Genomic DNA, 15,582 nt, shown 5'->3' with positions numbered 1-15,582 from the left:
TGCAGGGCATCACTGTGCCTTGAGTTGCAGGCTGCGGGTGAGCTGGCCCCAGCGTTCCGTGTCGCTGCGCACGAGCGCCGTGTACTGCGCGGGGCTCAGGGTCTGCGGGGTCATGCCGTCGGTTTCCAGGCGGGCGCGCAGCGCCGGGTCTTCGAGGGCTTTGGCGAGGGCACGGCTCAGGATCTGGACGATGGGTTCGGGTGTGCCCTTGGGGGCCGAAAGACCGACCCAGGAACTCGCCATCAGTTGGGGATAGCCCAGCTCCGAAAAGGTCGGCACGCCGGGCAGGGCGTTCGAGCGCTGCGCGGACGACACCGCCAGCACCTTCAGTTTGCCCGCATGGACATGGGGGATGGCCGTGTTGGGCGGCACCACGATGACCGAAACGACGCCGCCGAGCACGTCCTGCAGCGCCGGTGCACCGCCCTTGTAGGGCACATGGGTCAACGAGATGCCGGCTGCGCGCTGCAGCATCTCCATGAGCAGGTGGCCGGTGCTGCCCGCGCCCGAACTCGCGTAGTCGATCCGGCCGGGCTCGCGGCGGGCCCGGTCGAGCAGGGCGGGCAGATCGGCGTAACCCGAGTCGCTGCGGACCACCAGCCACTGGGCGGCGGCGCCGATCGATCCGATGTGGCTGAAGTCCTCGACGATGTCGAAGGACAGGTTGTCGTAGAGACCGGCCGAGATGGTGTTGACCATGCCGGTCATGGTGAGCGTGTAGCCGTCGGGCACCGATCGTGCGCCGGCCTGCGCGCCCACCACGTTGCCGCCGCTGGGCCGGTTCTCGATCACCACGGGCTGCCCCAGCGCATTGGACAGGGCCTGTGCCAGCGGGCGCATGGTGGCGTCGTAGGCGCCGCCGGGTGGCGCGGGCACGATGACGCGGATGGGCCTGGACGGCCAGGGCTGGGCTTGCTGCGCTGTCGCGTGGCGCATGCAGGCCAGCGAGGCCAGGGCCAGGCAGGCCGTGCGGCGGGTGAGGGCGTTCATGTCTTGTCTCCGTCGTTCTGGGTGTGCAGATCGTCCATGGTTCAGGCAATCACGACTAATTAATTTTTGGGCCCGTTGATTAGAATCGCTAATACCATGAGCATCCTGGCCTCGACCCTGATCAACCGCTTGCTGGCGCGGGGCAAGTTCCGTCACATCCAGGTGCTGCTGCGCCTGGCCGAACTCGGCAGCGTCAGGCGCACGGCCGAGGCCATCGGTGTCACGCAGTCCTCCGTCACGCAGACCCTGGCCTATCTCGAGGACCTGCTCGAAACGCCGCTGTTCCATCGCCATGCCAAGGGCGTGCGGCCGACCGATGCCTGCCGCGACCTGCTGCCCCTGGCCAAGCAGGTGATGCTGGGCGTGGCCGAAAGCGCCGAAGCCATTGCCGCACGGCACAGCCACGGCAGCGGTGTGGTGAGGTTGTTTGCATCGATCGCCGCCATCAACGGCCTGCTGCAGGAGAGCATGGGCGACTTCCATCGGCAGCGGCCCGGTATCCAGGTCCATCTGCGTGAAGCCGAGGGCAACGAACAACTGTTGGCCATCGCCCGGACCGAGGCGGATCTGATCGCCTGCCGCCAGCCGCCCGTGGTCCCGGAGGGCTGGACGTTCCATCCCTTGCTGCAGGATCGTTTTGCCATCGTCTGCCGCGCCCGTCACCCGCTGGCCTCGATACAGGGGCAGCCCGGCCGCCAGGCGCTTCAGGATGCCATCTGGCTGGCCTTGCCGGCCGGCTCGGCTGCCCGCCTGCAGTTCGATGCGCTGTCGAGCCGATGCGACAGGCCGCTGCAGCTGCATCCGCTCATCACCCGCGCGCCCACGATGATGTGGTGGCTGCTGCTCGAACACGATCTGCTGGCCGTACTGCCCTACACCCTGGTGCGTCCGCTGATCCGCAGCGGCCAGGTGGTGGAGCTGGCGGTGTCCGGCGAAGCGCCTCTCGAACCGCTGGGCCTGTTGCAGCCCGAACTGCGGCTGGGCGAGGCCGCGCAGCATTTCAGCGACTTCATGTGCGAGCGCTTTTCGGGTCTGTGATCTCCAGGCTGCGCCTTCGGCGGCCGGCCTGAGATAGACGTTCCGAAGGCCTGCGCCGCTGCGCTTGCGGTCAGTTCACCGACGCAAACAGCGGCGACTGACCGCTGGTCGCTCCCAGTGCTTTGGCGCACGCCAGGAGATCGGGGGCCAGCGCCTCCATGCGCTCGGGCGTCATGCGCACGGAGGGACCCGCGATGCTGACCGTCGCGATCGGCGCACCGTGGGTCGATGCGCAAACCACTGCCGCCATGGCGCTCGTGCCTTGTTCATAGGCATCGAACACGGTGGCATGGCCGCGCTGCCGCGTCTGGTCGATGCGTTCGAGCACCTCGCGCAGTGTCTGCGGGGCACCGGGCCCCATCCGCTTGGCCTGGTCCATGCCGTGTTGCGACAGCAGTTCCAGGGCGCGCTCGTCGGTGACTGCCGCAAGCCAGGCCAGGCCGTTTGCCGTGGCCGGCAGATACACGTCCAGTCCCGCATCCGGGTCGTAGCGCAGCCCCGATCGGGCACCCTGCGACTTGGCCACCCAGGTCAGTTGGTTGCCCTCGATCACCGCCAGCCGGACCAGTTCGCACGAGCGCTCGGCCAGATCGTCGAGCAGGGGTTGTGCGGCGTCTGTCACGCCGGTCGCCGCGAGATAGCTCAGGCCCAGCGCCGCCAGCTTGATCGTGAGCATGTAGTGGGTGGTGTGGGCGTTCTGCTTGACGTATCCCATTTCCTTCAGGTCGGCCAGCAGACGGTGTGCGGCGCTGCGGGGAATGCCCAGACGGTCACCGACCTCCGACATGGCGAGGCCCTGCACGTGTTGTGAGAGCAGTTCCAGGACGAGGACGGCACGGTCGCGGGCAGAAGGCATGAGCTGTCGAATGTGTATCTGTGGGGGTCGAACGATGGTAACGCATATGGAATAGCAGTTCATCTGGACTCCCGTACATCGGTGTTTTCACTGAAATGGAATATCGATCTAAATGGAACAATGATCCAAATTGGAGAAATCATGAAGTTAGCCATCGACTCGTACACCTATCACCGCCAGTTCGGAGAGATCTATCCCGGTCTCGAGCAGGATCCCGGCCACCGCATGACCATGGCCGATTTCATCGACCAGGCCCACGCGCTGGGCGTGGCCGGCGTATCGATCGAGTCCTGTTTCATTCCGGATCCGAGTGCCGCCGAAGTCGTCGCCATGCGCCGGCGACTGGCCGAGCTGAATCTGGATTGCGTGTGGGCCTGGGGACATCCCGGCGGCCTGGGGTCGGGTTTTGCGCCCGATCAGCTGGCCGACCTCAAAAGGCATACCGAAATCGCCGCAGCGGTCGGTGCGGGAGTCATGCGGATCTGTTGCGGTGGCCGGCGCACGCGCGTGGCCGATTGGCCGACCCACAAGGCCGCACTGGTGCCGCTGCTGCGCGAGGCGGCCGCGCATGCACGCGCGTTCGGGGTCGTGCTGGCCATCGAGAACCATATCGACTTCCTGGCCGACGAACTCGTCGAACTGGTCGAGACGCTCGACTCGCCCTGGCTGGGCGTGTGTCTCGACACCGCGAACAACCTTCGCATGCTGGAAGACCCGGGGGTGGCGATCGAGAAGCTCGCACCGCTGACGCGGGCAACGCATGTCAAGGACATCAAGGCCCAGGGCGGCGATCCGAGGGCGTTCGCATTCTGGCCCAGCGTGCCCACCGGGCAGGGACTGATCGACATGCCGCGTGCGTTTGCCGACCTGAAGAAGCATGGCTACACCGGCTTGCTGGCCCTCGAGATCGACTACCTCAGCCCCGACTACCCCGACCACGCACAGGCGGTTCAAGACAGCTTGAACTACATGCGCGGCCTGCTCTGACACCTCTTATTTTTCCAACAGGAGACATTCCGTGGCCCCGTCCAAACCGCTCGACATTCCAGCATTCCTGGATAGCCGCCCCTTCGGGGGCTTTCACTGGCGCATTCTGCTGCTCTGTCTGTTCATCCTGATTCTCGATGGCTTCGACATCGTCGCCATGGGATTCATCGCCCCCGCCCTGATCGCGGACTGGAAGATTCCGCGCGAGGCGCTGGGACCGGTGTTGAGCATGGGGCTGTTTGGCCTGGCGATCGGCGCGCTGGCCGGCGGACCGCTGGCCGACCGGTTCGGCCGCCGCAACATCATCATCGGTTCGGTGTTCTTCTTTGGCCTGATGAGCTTGCTGTCGACGTGGTCGACGAGCCTGGAAATGCTGGCTTTCCTGCGTTTCATGACCGGACTGGGACTGGGGGCTTCCCAACCCAACGCCGCGACGCTGGCATCGGAGTACGCGCCCAAGAAATACCGTGCCCTCATGGTGACGGTCGTGTACTGCGGCTTCACGCTGGGTGCGGCGGGCGGCGGTTTTCTGGCCAACACGCTGATCACGGGCTGGGGCTGGCACGCCATCCTGTTTGTCGGCGGTGTCGTGCCCATGCTGTTCGCCGGGGTGCTGTGGGCCGTGTTGCCCGAGTCCGCGAAGTTCCTGGCCGTGCAGGGCGACCGTCGCGAGGAGCTGATCAAGACCGTCAACCGCGTGCAGCCCCATGCCGCCGATGGCTCGACCCGGTTCGTCATGCCGGATGCTTCCGGCGGCGGCAAGGCGGCGATCAAGATGATCGTGTCCAAGCCGCATACCGTGACCACCGTCGCCTTGTGGACCGGGCTTTTCATGAATCTGCTGACGGTCTATTTCCTGAACAGCTGGCTGCCCATCATGGTGAAGGACGACGGTTTCACGCTGGCCGATGCCGCCATGGTCGGCGCCATGATGCAACTGGGAGGCACCTTCGGCAACATCGTGATCGGCTGGCTGATGGACCGCTGGGCGCAGCATTACGTGCAGATCGGCGCACTGACGTTCGCTGGGGCGCTGACGGTCGCGCTGGGCAATCTCGACCCGGATATCAACGGGCTCATGGCGCTCTGTTTTTTCCTGGGCTTCTGCATCAACTCGTCGAACACCGGGTGGACCGCGATGGCTGCGGGCTACTACCCGACGTCGATGCGTGCCACGGGCACCAGCTGGATGACGGGCATCGGTCGTTTCGGCGCCATCTCTGGCGCATCGATCGGTGCGGTGCTGCTGGGCCTGCAGTGGGATTTCGGCCAGCTGTTCCTGGCGCTGACGGTACCGATCGGCATCGCCGTGGTGGCCGCATTCGTCAAGGGCAGCCAACGCCGCTCGCGTGTGCAGACGCTGGATGAAGCGGACGCTGCGGTGCCGGTTCTGCGGCCACGGGCGTGAGGGGGCGAGGCACATGTCCCACGCCATCGAAACCCCTGCGGAAAGGGCGTCCACGCCGGACGGCGTGAAGGCGCCGGCCTTGTCCTCGATGTCGCCTTTGCCATCGCCCTCGGGCACCACCCGGTTGTTCGTGCACATCGGACACCCGATCGCACAGGTCCAGGCTCCTCGGCTCATGAACAGGCTGTTTGCCGAGCGCCAGGTCGATGCCGTGATGGTCGCCATCGATGTGCCGCCCGATCGGCTGTCCGCCACGGTGGCGGGTTTGCAGAACATCGCCAATCTGGACGGCATCCTGGTCACGGTGCCGCACAAGATCGCGATCTGCGGTCACGCGCAATCCTTGAGCCCGGCCGTGACATTGGCGGGCGCTGCCAATGCGCTGCGCCGCCGTCCGGACGGCCGATGGGAAGCCGACAACTTCGACGGCACCGGTTTTGTCGAAGGTTTGCGTGCGGCAGGCCATGCGGTCGAGGGCATCGATGTCGTGCTGGTCGGCGCAGGCGGGGCCGGCACGGCGATCGCGGCGTCGCTGGTGCTGGCCGGTGTCGCGAGGGTGGTCGTCCGGGACGTCGACACCGAGGCCGCACAGCGGCTGGTCGATCGTCTCGACCGGCATCGCCGGGGCGTTGCAGAACGCTGGCGGGAAGGGGTGGCCGAACAGGCCGATCTGTGGATCAACGCCACATCGATGGGCATGAAGCCGGACGATCCCTTGCCCCTGTCCGTCGATGCGATCAAGCCGGGCGCCGTGGTCGCCGACATCGTGATGAAGCCGGCCGAAACGCAGTTGCTGCGCCAGGCCGCGGCACGGGGTCTGGCCACGCATGCCGGCCTGCACATGCTGCAGCCGCAGATCGCGATGTACGCGGATTTTTTTCTGGGATGAACCGGCGAGGGGACCGGGACCCGGCCTGGCGGCCGGACGCCCGCAGCCGTCCCCTCATTCCACCGTCACGCTCTTCGCCAGATTCCGGGGCTTGTCCACATCGGTGCCGCGCAGGCAGGCGGTGTGATAGGCCAGCAACTGCAGCGGCACCACGTGCAGCAGCGGCGACAGCGCGCCATAGTGTTCGGGCATGCGGATGACGTGGATGCCGTCCTCGCCCTCGATGCGGCTGTCGGCATCGGCCAGGACATACAGCACGCCGCCGCGGGCATGGACTTCCTGCATGTTGCTCTTGAGTTTCTCGAGCAGTTGGTCGTTGGGCGCCACGGTCACGACGGGCATCTCGTTGGTGACCAGCGCCAGGGGGCCGTGCTTGAGCTCTCCGGCCGGATAGGCTTCGGCGTGGATGTAGCTGATCTCCTTGAGCTTGAGCGCGCCTTCCAGGGCAATCGGATAGTGCAGACCGCGACCCAGGAACAGGGCGTTTTCCTTGCGGGCAAAGTCCTCGGCCCACGCAATCACCTGCGGCTCGAGTGCCAGCACGGCCTGCAGGGCGGCGGGCAGGTGGCGCATGGCCGTCAGGTGCTGCTGTTCCTGTTGTTCGGTCAGCCGGCCCTTGCTTTGCGCCAGGGCCAGCGTCAGCAGGAACAAGGCGGCCAACTGCGTGGTGAAGGCCTTGGTCGAGGCCACGCCGATTTCCATGCCGGCGCGTGTGACGTAGGCCAACCGGCACTCACGGACCATCGCGCTGGTCGCCACATTGCAGATCGTCAGCGTCTGTTCCATGCCCAGGCTCTGCGCATGGCGCAATGCGGCCAGGGTGTCGGCGGTCTCGCCGCTTTGGCTGATGGTGACGACCAGGGTGCGCGGATTGGGCACGCTGGTGCGGTAGCGGTACTCGCTGGCGACCTCGACCTGGGTCGGGATGCCGGCGATGCCTTCCAGCCAGTACTTGGCTGCGCAGCCGCTGTAGTAGCTGGTGCCGCAGGCCAGGATGAGGACGTTGTCCACCGCCTTGAAGGTGTGGTGTGCATTGAGGCCGGGCTGTACGTTGGGGCCGTCGAACAGCTCGGGCACCACGCCGGCCACGCCTTCCAGCGTGTCCGCGATGGCACGCGGCTGTTCGAAGATCTCTTTCTGCATGTAGTGGCGGTAGGGGCCGAGCTCCACTGCGCCGCTGTGGGCCAGCACGGTCTTGGCCGGACGTTCCACCGGCTTGTGCCCGTCGGGCGTGCGCGCTTCGATCCAGTGACGGCCCAACTGCAGGTCGACCACGTCGCCTTCCTCGAGATACACGATCTGGTCGGTCACGCCGGCCAATGCCATCGCATCCGATGCCAGGAAGGTCTCGCCCTGGCCCACGCCGAGGACCAGGGGCGAGCCCGCACGTGCACCGACGATGCGCTGCGGCTCGTCGCGGCAGAACACGGCAATGGCATAGGCGCCATGCAGTTCGGCCGTCGCTTGCTTGACCGCGGCCAGCAGGTCGCCGTCGTAGTGCGAGTCGACCAGATGCACGATGACCTCGGTATCGGTCTGGCTGCTGAACACATAGCCCTTGGCCTGCAGGCTCTGGCGCAGTTCGATGTAGTTCTCGATGATGCCGTTGTGCACCAGCGCCACGCGCGGGGGCCGGCCTTCGGCCTTGCCGCCCGGCCCGAAACTGAAGTGGGGATGCGCGTTGTGCACGGCCGGAGCGCCGTGCGTGGCCCAGCGGGTGTGGGCGATGCCGGTGGTGCCTTGCACCGATTCCTGCTGCACCTGGGCTTCGAGCTCGGAGACACGCGAGGTGCTGCGTGTGCGCTGCAGGCCCCCGGTTCCCGGGGCGCCGGCCGCATGGATGGCGATGCCGCACGAGTCATAGCCGCGGTATTCCAACCGCTGCAGGCCTTGTACCAGCAAGGGGACGATGTTGCGCGTGGAAACGGCGCCGACGATACCGCACATAAAACTCTCCAATGTCTTTTCCGGATGATGGCCTGGGCGCCGACCTTCGTGGAAGGCCCCATGCCGCTCGCTGTCTGAAATCCTAAGGAAAGCGGTTCGAAATATGCGTTCTAATTCATATGAAATATGAAATTTAGTTTCGTTTTATGGGTGGTTGGTTCTTTTATTTCATAATTGCATGAATCATGGACATTGATTTCACGGATGCACAGATCCTCAATCTGTTGCAAGAGGACGCTACGCTCTCCAATCTGGCGCTCGCTCAGCGGGTCAACGTGTCGCCACCCACCTGCCTGCGCCGGGTCAAGCGGCTGGTCGAGGCCGGGCTGATCGAACGGCAGGTCGCCATCCTGGGCTCCACCCCGCTGGCACAGGTCCAAGGCTACGGATTGACGGCGATCGTCGAGGTGACGCTGGACCAGCAGGCCGACGACCGCATGCGGGCTTTCGAGCAGCGCGTGGTGGCCGACGCGGCCGTGCAGCAGTGCTATCGTGTCTCGCCGGGTCCCGATTTTGTCCTCGTGGTCTACGTGGCCGACATGCCGGCCTACCAGGCGCTGGCGCAGCGGTTGCTGGCCAGCGACAGCCATGTGCGCAACGTCAAGACCTACTTCAGTGTGCACCGAGCCAAGTTCCAGCCTGCCATTCCCGTTCAGGTCGGCTCGAGCCCGGTGACGCGGGTGCGTTGAAGACGGCGTCGTTGTCATATTGCTGACACATCATCGACTTATCTTGTGCAGGATAGTCCGGGCATGCTCGCTCGGATGCAGAAGCCGAAACAGGAGGGGGTTTCATGAATCTTCCGATTCCCGATGAAAAAGAGATGATGATGCGCATCCGGCAGGACCTGCTGGACAGCTATGACGAGGAACTGGAGCTCGAAGCCGAAGACGCGGTCTACGACTACGGCCGCGATCCCCTGAGCGACGACGAAGCCCGGAACATCGCACTCGAGCGGCAGCAGTATTTCCGTGAACTCTTTCGCCTTCAGGGCGAATTGGTCAAGCTGCAGGACTGGGTGGTGGCCAACCGGCAGAAGGTCGTGATCCTGTTCGAAGGACGGGATGCGGCGGGCAAGGGCGGTGCGATCAAGCGCATCACCCAGCGCCTTAACCCCCGCGTGTGCCGTGTGGCCGCGCTGCCTGCGCCCAACGACCGCGAACGCACCCAGTGGTATTTCCAGCGTTATGTGGCTCATCTGCCGGCAGCCGGCGAAGTCGTGCTGTTCGACCGCAGCTGGTACAACCGCGCAGGTGTCGAGCGCGTGATGGGTTTCTGCTCGGACGACGAGTACGAACAGTTCTTTCAGGATGCCCCGGAGTTCGAGCGCATGCTGGTGCGCTCGGGCATCAAGATCGTGAAGTACTGGTTCTCCATCACCGACGAAGAGCAGCATCTGCGTTTTCTGGGCCGCATGCACGATCCGCTCAAGCAGTGGAAACTCAGCCCGATGGATCTCGAGAGCCGCCGCCGCTGGGAGGCCTACACCAAGGCCAAGGAAATCATGTTCGAGCGCACCAACATCGCGGAAGCGCCGTGGTGGGTGGTGCAGGCCGTCGACAAGAAGAAGGCCCGCCTGAACTGCATTTCCCACCTGCTCACGCAACTGCCTTATCACGAGGTCGAGCACGAGACCATCGTCCTGCCCGAGCGCGTGCGGCACAAGGATTACCATCGCGAGCCCATTCCCAGCCAGATGATCGTCCCGACGCGCTACTGAGCGTCCACGAGCCCGTGCCGCCGCGTGCGGCCGTGTCATCCGATCCCGGTGTCCGCCTGTCCGCAGGCCAGGCAACCGGGATTTTTTCATGATCGCCGTATGTCATGAATTGTTCATCGATCTGAAAAATACGAGTCATCGACAAATTTGACACTACTGGCACAACAACAGGAGTGACATGACATGACACAGACGACGGGCATCTCCACCGGATGGGGCATCAAGGGCGCGGTCGCGCCGCGCCAAGCACCCGGTCCCGCCACGCCGAGCGACGTGAAGGTCACATGGGCCCGGCACCTCGACGAGGTCCGCGCCGTGCAGCGCCTGCGTTACGACGTCTTTGCACGCGAGATGGGTGCGCGCCTGCACACCCGCCTGGACGGGCACGATGTCGACCTGTTCGATGACTACTGCGAGCACCTGCTGGTGACCGACACCCGCACGGACGAGGTGATCGGAACATACCGCGTGCTCACGCCGGCCCAGGCCAAGCGTGCCGGCAGCACCTACAGCGATACCGAATTCGATCTCACCCGCCTGCGCATGCTGCGCCATCGCATGGTCGAGCTCGGCCGCAGCTGCGTGCATGCCGACTACCGGCAAGGCGCCGTGATCATGGCGTTGTGGGCCGCTCTGGCCGAGTTCATGGGCCGCAACCAGCTCGACATCATGATCGGCTGTGCCAGCATTCCGATGCAGATCCCGGGGCAGCGTGACGGCGTGGCCGGTGGCCATGCCGCGGCCAGCATCTGGCTGCAATTGCGCGAGCGTTATCTGGCGCCCATCGAGTACCAGGTGCTGCCGCGGCTGCCGCTGCCCGTCGACGAGCTGGAGGCGGGCATGCCTGCCGGCATGCTGGCCGAGCCGCCTGCGCTGATCAAGGCCTATCTGCGGCTGGGTACACGCATCTTGGGCGCACCGGCCTGGGATCCGGACTTCAACACCGCGGATCTGCCCATGATGATGAAGCTCGACGATCTGGCGCCGCGCTATCGCAAGCACTTCATGAAGCCCGCCAACTGAAGCCCGCCAATCGAACAGGTTTGCGGCCTTTCAACGCCTGCTGCGCCCGCTGGTGCGCAGGGGGTCCACTTCGCAGTCTGACTCTATGGATCTGATCCTGTGGCGCCACGCCGAAGTACAAGAAGCCGTCGAAGACATCGAGGACGAGCAGCGTGTGCTCACGCCGCGAGGCGAGAAGCAGGCCAGCCGCATGGCCGCCTGGCTCGATCGGCAACTGCCGGAAGGCGTACGCATCCTGTGCAGCCCGGCCGTCCGCGCCGAGCAGACGGCCCAGGCGCTGGGGCGCAAGTTCAAGCGCCGGGCCGAACTGCTGCCGGATGGCTCGATGGAGGATCTGCTGCGCCTGTCCCAATGGCCGGCTTCCCGGTCCCCCGTCCTGGTGGTGGGGCATCAGCCGATGCTGGGCCGGACCATCGCCCATCTGCTGCATCTGAGCGAGGCCGACTGTGCCGTCAAGAAAGGCTCGGTCTGGTGGCTGCGTCACCGCTCGCGCGGCGACCAGTCCTCGACCGTGGTGCTGACCGTACAGACGCCCGAGCTGCTTTGACCGCCGGCCGTCCCGACCGGATCCTGTGATCTTTGCCGGTCTGCGTTAAGCGCATATCGATCATTGTTCTGTGTGGGGTCGGTCGCCTGCAAGGATGGCCGAGTCGTTCTAGAATAGCCCCCGTTGAGTCGATGCAGAGGCGATTTTTTTGCCTTTTGTCGGCTTCGCAGCGTTTTCAGGGCAGGGTGCAATTCCCTACCGGCGGTGTTTGTGCCTGGTGCACATCAGCCCGCGAGCGCTTGCGTCGGCCCCATTGCCCTTGCGGCGTGGCTTGCTGCGCAAGGTCAGCAGATTCGGTTCGATTCCGAAGCCGACGGTCACAGTCCGGATGAAAGAAAACGCGACAGGCATGGCCGCGATGCGGGCAGTTGCGTTCCGTTCGGAGCGGCTGCCGGTGTGCTGGCCGCATGGCCTATCGTGTGCCCTGATTCAGGTCGTCATCTTCTTCAAGGTCACCCATGAGTCAGAATCTTCACGTCGCACCGGGCAGCAATGCCAACATCCACGCCTCGGCCAATCTGGCAGGCAAACGTTTTGCGTTCATCCACGCCAGCTGGCATGGCGACATCGTTGCACAGGCCCGCACCTCGTTCCTGGCCGAACTCCAGCGTCTGGGCGTGCCGTCCAGCCAGGTCGATGTCTTTGCATTGCCCGGCGCCTACGAAATCCCCCTGCACGCACAGGTCCTGGCCCGTACCGGCCGGTATGCGGGCATCGTGGCCAGCGGTTTTGTGGTCGACGGCGGCATCTACCGCCATGATTTCGTGGCGCAGGCCGTCATCGACGGGCTGATGAGGGTGCAGCTCGACACCGGCGTGCCGGTGTTTTCCGCGGTGCTCACGCCCCATCATTTCCACGAGCACGAACAGCATCGGGAGTTCTATTTCCAGCACTTCGTCAAGAAGGGCCAGGAAGCCGCCCAGGCCTGCGTACAGACGGTGTCCAGCCTGCAGGCGATCGCGCAGAGCGAGGGCGCACGCCAACTGGCGGCCTGAGATCGATCGGCGTCTGCCCGAAACAAAAAAAGCGGCCTGCGCAAGCGGCCGCTTTTTTTTCGATGGCATGGACCTCGGCAGGCCGGCAGGCCGGCAGGACGGCCCGCAGGAAGCCGTTGTTACTCGGACTTTGCCGGGCGGCCGGTCTTGAGCGTCGGCACCGATTGCAGGGTCTTGAGCAGGGCCGCGTCGGCCTGGGCGTTCAGGGCCAGCAGGCCGGCGCGCAGGATTTCGCTCTTCTTGATGGCCAGGCCCAGACCGAGGGCACGCTGCTTGAGCGTTTCGAGAGCCGCGTATTCATCCTTGGGGATGGTGAAGCTGTCGCGGACCAGCTTGGCCTTCTTGGCTTTCTTGTCCTTGACCGCAGGCTTGGTTTCCTTGACCGGCTTTTCGGCCTTGACGGGCTTGGCTGCGGATTTCGGGGCGCTCGGTGCGGCCTGGGTCTGAGCGGCGGCCGGAGTGGCCGGCGCAGCCTTGGGTGCGGCGGGTTTCTTGGTCACGCGGGCCTTGCGCTCGGCGGCCGGTGTCGGTGCGGCAGCGGTCTTGACTGCCTTGGCCGGGGCTTTTGCGGTCACCGCCTTGCCGGCTGCCGGAGCGGACGTCGTGGCGGGGGCGGGAGCCAGCGCCTTGGCTGCGGCCTTGGCCACGGCCTTGCGGGCCGCGGGTTTGCGTGCAGCAGCCGGTTTGGCCGCGGGGGTCAAAACGACCGACGGCACGATGGCGGGGGCCGATGCCTGATCGGCGGGCTTGTCGGTCGAGACGGGCAGATTGGATGCAGGGGTGTTCATGATTCTGGTCGGCATAGGGGTTTAAAGGTGTAAACAGTATATACGGTTATCGACTTTGTGAAATGCCCCTCCCTGGCATCGTCTCGATTCCAGTTCCGGCTCATCTTAAAATCGGGCGACAGATCCGCATCCCCTGGAGAACCTTTCCGATATGGCCGAACTCCCGACCGCCGAGTCGATCGCCCCCGCGCCGCGTGTGCTGGTGGTCGACGACAGCCGTGACATCCTCGAGCCCCTGGCCGAATACCTGGGTGCCCAAGGCCTGGACGTGGTGACGGCCGCCGATGGCATGGGCATGCGCCGTCAGCTCGCGGCCGGCCCGGTCGACCTGGTGGTGCTGGACGTGATGCTGCCCGATGAAAGCGGTTGGACGCTGTGTGCCGAGGTGGTCGATCGTTTCGGCATTCCCGTCATCATGCTCACCGCCGTGGCCGAGGTTCAGCAGCGCATCCACGGCCTGGGTCTGGGTGCTGACGACTATGTGACCAAGCCTTTTGCGCCGGGCGAGCTCCTGGCCCGCATCCGCACCGTGCTGCGGCGTGCGATGCGCCAGCAGACGCGAGCCGCGGGGCAGGCCGCCGCGAGCAGCGAAGCCCCTGCCGCCCCGGCCCCCGTCACTGCCGCAGCGCTCGACCCCGCAGCCCTGGCAGGCCGCTATCTGTTCGACGGCTGGCTCTTCGACACGCGTCGATACGAACTGCACGATCCGGCCGGTCAGCCCCTCGAACTCAACACGGCCGAGTTCAAGCTGCTTTGCGCCCTCGTGGCCCACCCCAACCAGGTCCTCAGCCGCGACCGCCTTCTCCAACTGACGCACGGCAGCGAGACGCCCCAGGTCTTCGATCGCAGCATCGATACCGTGGTCAGCCGCCTGCGCCGCAAGCTCGAAACCCGCACCGACGGCCAGCGTCTCATCAAGACGGCGTGGGGCAATGGCTACGTGTTCGCGGTCGACGTGCAAGAAGCCTCGACCGCGTGAGCGCGAGCCGCTGGCGACTGTGGCCCCGGCATCTGGGCAGCCAACTGGCCGCCGTGGTGATGCTGGGTGTGCTGGCTGCGCATGGCCTGGCGCTGCTGGTGACCTGGCATCGCACCGAGGTTCTCAATCCCATCTCGCAATCGCAGGTGGTCGAGCGCATGGTGGTGGCTTACCGGGTGGCCTCGTCGTCCAGCGTGGGGGACGATTTCCACACCATGCTGTGGACCGTCGGAACGGAGGACGCACGCTTCTGGATCGAGGACGTGGACAGCCGTCCCCTTCAGCCCATGAGCGAGCAGGAGCTGCGCATCGCCCAGAGCGTGGCGACCTACCTGCCCGAGGTGCCGTTCGACCAGATCGCCGTACACCTCACGGACAGCGGCGAGACACGGGAGTCTTCCCGCGAGGGCTGGCGGCTGGTCGATCTCAACATCGCCATGCCGCTGCCCAACGGCCAATGGCTCTACAGCTACCAGCAGCCCCTGGCCGGTTACCAGTGGCTGCAACTGCTCCGGTTTTCGCTGCCCGTGAGCACCTTGCCCATCCTTGCGCTCGTGCTGCTCTTCATCTACTGGGTGGTCAGGCCCCTCAAGACGCTGGCACGTGCCGCCGAGCGGGTCAGCCGGGGCGAGCGTCTCGACATGCTGGCGGTCGAGGGCGCTCAGGAGACCCGCGATCTGGCCGTCGCGTTCAATACCATGCAGACCACGCTGATGGACTACGTGCAAGGCCGCACGCAGATGCTGGCCGCCATCAGCCACGACATCCGGACGCCGATCACGTCGTTGCGGCTGCGCGTCGAGATGCTGCCGGAAGGCCGCTCGCGCGATGCCATGATCCGCACGCTGGAAGACATGCAGCGCATGGTCGAGCAGACCCTGCGGTTCGCACGCGGCGATGCGGTCGAGGAAAACACCGAGGACCTCGATCTGCGTGTGCTGCTCGATGGACTGGTCGACGACGCACGGCGCCGCCTGCTCGGCGAATCCGTGGGGCCGGGTCGATCGCGCGAGACCTCGTCGATCCGGCTGGATGCGCCCGAGACCGCGCCCTACCGAGGCCGTCCGCTGGCGCTGCAGCGTGCGTTGCAGAACCTGCTCGACAACGCCCTGCGTTTCGGCCGGCAGGTGTCCTTGCAATTGCGGCAGCAGGCATCGGCGAGCGGGCAATCCGGCTGGCTCGTCACGGTCGACGACGACGGTCCCGGCATACCGGCCGAGCTGATGGACAAGGTGTTCGAGCCCTTCTTCCAGGTCGATGCCGCACGCAGCCAGGGGGCCGGCGGGGTCGGGCTGGGCCTGTCGATCGCCCGTTCGGCGGTACAGGGCCATGGCGGCGTGCTCAGTCTGCATGAGCGCGACGGCGGTGGGCTGCGGGCCAGGGTCTGGCTGCCGACCTGAGCCCGGGGTGAATCC

15 protein-coding genes and 1 riboswitch are annotated in these 15,582 nt (G+C 65.6%); of the genes, 11 read left to right on the top strand and 4 right to left on the bottom strand.

Features of this window, described 5'->3' with window-relative positions; translation table 11 throughout:
- Positions 1-9 precede the first annotated feature (9 nt).
- Positions 10-990, bottom strand: coding sequence for a tripartite tricarboxylate transporter substrate binding protein (locus EC845_RS05465; RefSeq protein ID WP_123296155.1), 981 nt, complete (start codon positions 988-990; stop codon positions 10-12).
- A gap of 96 nt (positions 991-1,086) precedes the next feature.
- Here EC845_RS05465 and EC845_RS05460 point away from each other — a divergent pair, with 96 nt between their 5' ends.
- On the top strand, positions 1,087-2,028 hold the full coding sequence (locus EC845_RS05460; protein WP_123296154.1) for a LysR family transcriptional regulator: 942 nt from the start codon (positions 1,087-1,089) through the stop codon (positions 2,026-2,028).
- A gap of 70 nt (positions 2,029-2,098) precedes the next feature.
- Here the strand turns inward: EC845_RS05460 and EC845_RS05455 are convergent, their stop codons facing one another.
- Positions 2,099-2,884 (bottom strand): IclR family transcriptional regulator, encoded by a 786-nt coding sequence (locus EC845_RS05455; protein WP_123296153.1) that lies wholly within the window; start codon positions 2,882-2,884, stop codon positions 2,099-2,101.
- Positions 2,885-3,025: 141 nt separating this feature from the next.
- Here EC845_RS05455 and EC845_RS05450 point away from each other — a divergent pair, with 141 nt between their 5' ends.
- From EC845_RS05450 to EC845_RS05440, 3 genes are read left to right on the top strand one after another with little or no spacing between them, the layout of a single operon-like run.
- Positions 3,026-3,871 (top strand): sugar phosphate isomerase/epimerase, encoded by an 846-nt coding sequence (locus EC845_RS05450; RefSeq protein WP_123296152.1) that lies wholly within the window; start codon positions 3,026-3,028, stop codon positions 3,869-3,871.
- 31 nt (positions 3,872-3,902) lie between these two features.
- Positions 3,903-5,279 (top strand): aromatic acid/H+ symport family MFS transporter, encoded by a 1,377-nt coding sequence (locus EC845_RS05445; RefSeq protein WP_123296151.1) that lies wholly within the window; start codon positions 3,903-3,905, stop codon positions 5,277-5,279.
- A gap of 13 nt (positions 5,280-5,292) precedes the next feature.
- Complete coding sequence (locus EC845_RS05440; RefSeq protein WP_199739726.1) at positions 5,293-6,168, top strand: shikimate dehydrogenase; 876 nt, start codon at positions 5,293-5,295, stop codon at positions 6,166-6,168.
- A gap of 54 nt (positions 6,169-6,222) precedes the next feature.
- On the opposite strand, the gene glmS is transcribed toward EC845_RS05440, so the two are convergent.
- Positions 6,223-8,115, bottom strand: a complete 1,893-nt coding sequence (glmS, locus tag EC845_RS05435) for a glutamine--fructose-6-phosphate transaminase (isomerizing) (RefSeq protein ID WP_123296150.1) — start codon at positions 8,113-8,115, stop codon at positions 6,223-6,225.
- A gap of 185 nt (positions 8,116-8,300) precedes the next feature.
- Between glmS and EC845_RS05430 the strand changes: the two genes are divergently transcribed.
- From EC845_RS05430 to EC845_RS05410, 5 genes are all read left to right on the top strand, one after another.
- On the top strand, positions 8,301-8,804 hold the full coding sequence (locus EC845_RS05430; protein WP_123296149.1) for an Lrp/AsnC family transcriptional regulator: 504 nt from the start codon (positions 8,301-8,303) through the stop codon (positions 8,802-8,804).
- A 104-nt stretch (positions 8,805-8,908) separates the two neighbouring features.
- The gene (gene ppk2, locus EC845_RS05425; RefSeq protein ID WP_123296148.1) at positions 8,909-9,835 is read left to right on the top strand and encodes a polyphosphate kinase 2; all 927 of its coding nucleotides are present in this window, start codon (positions 8,909-8,911) and stop codon (positions 9,833-9,835) included.
- A gap of 183 nt (positions 9,836-10,018) precedes the next feature.
- Positions 10,019-10,858 (top strand): GNAT family N-acetyltransferase, encoded by an 840-nt coding sequence (locus EC845_RS05420; protein WP_123296147.1) that lies wholly within the window; start codon positions 10,019-10,021, stop codon positions 10,856-10,858.
- An 85-nt stretch (positions 10,859-10,943) separates the two neighbouring features.
- Complete coding sequence (locus EC845_RS05415) at positions 10,944-11,405, top strand: histidine phosphatase family protein (RefSeq protein WP_123296146.1); 462 nt, start codon at positions 10,944-10,946, stop codon at positions 11,403-11,405.
- Positions 11,406-11,572: 167 nt separating this feature from the next.
- A riboswitch (FMN riboswitch) is annotated at positions 11,573-11,749 on the top strand.
- Between the two features lie 114 nt (positions 11,750-11,863).
- Entirely contained in the window at positions 11,864-12,400 is a 537-nt protein-coding gene (locus EC845_RS05410) for a 6,7-dimethyl-8-ribityllumazine synthase (RefSeq protein ID WP_123296145.1), read from the top strand.
- Between the two features lie 119 nt (positions 12,401-12,519).
- Here EC845_RS05410 and EC845_RS05405 read toward each other — a convergent pair whose 3' ends face one another.
- Positions 12,520-13,188: a hypothetical protein gene (locus EC845_RS05405; protein WP_123296379.1), complete on the bottom strand. Its 669-nt coding sequence runs from the start codon at positions 13,186-13,188 to the stop codon at positions 12,520-12,522.
- Positions 13,189-13,339: 151 nt separating this feature from the next.
- Here EC845_RS05405 and EC845_RS05400 point away from each other — a divergent pair, with 151 nt between their 5' ends.
- Positions 13,340-14,167 carry a response regulator transcription factor gene (locus EC845_RS05400; protein WP_123296144.1) on the top strand — a complete coding sequence of 276 codons (828 nt, stop codon included), beginning with the start codon at positions 13,340-13,342 and terminating at the stop codon, positions 14,165-14,167.
- On the top strand, positions 14,164-15,567 hold the full coding sequence (locus EC845_RS05395; protein WP_123296143.1) for an ATP-binding protein: 1,404 nt from the start codon (positions 14,164-14,166) through the stop codon (positions 15,565-15,567). Before EC845_RS05400 ends, EC845_RS05395 begins: the two co-directional genes overlap by 4 nt.
- Positions 15,568-15,582: the final 15 nt, after the last annotated feature.

This window comes from Comamonas sp. BIGb0124 (genome assembly GCF_003752175.1).
In the GTDB taxonomy this organism is placed as follows: Bacteria; Pseudomonadota; Gammaproteobacteria; order Burkholderiales; family Burkholderiaceae_C; genus Comamonas_F.
The sequence above is the reverse complement of the archived record's forward strand: the minus strand, read 5'-3'. Positions and strand labels throughout refer to the sequence as shown.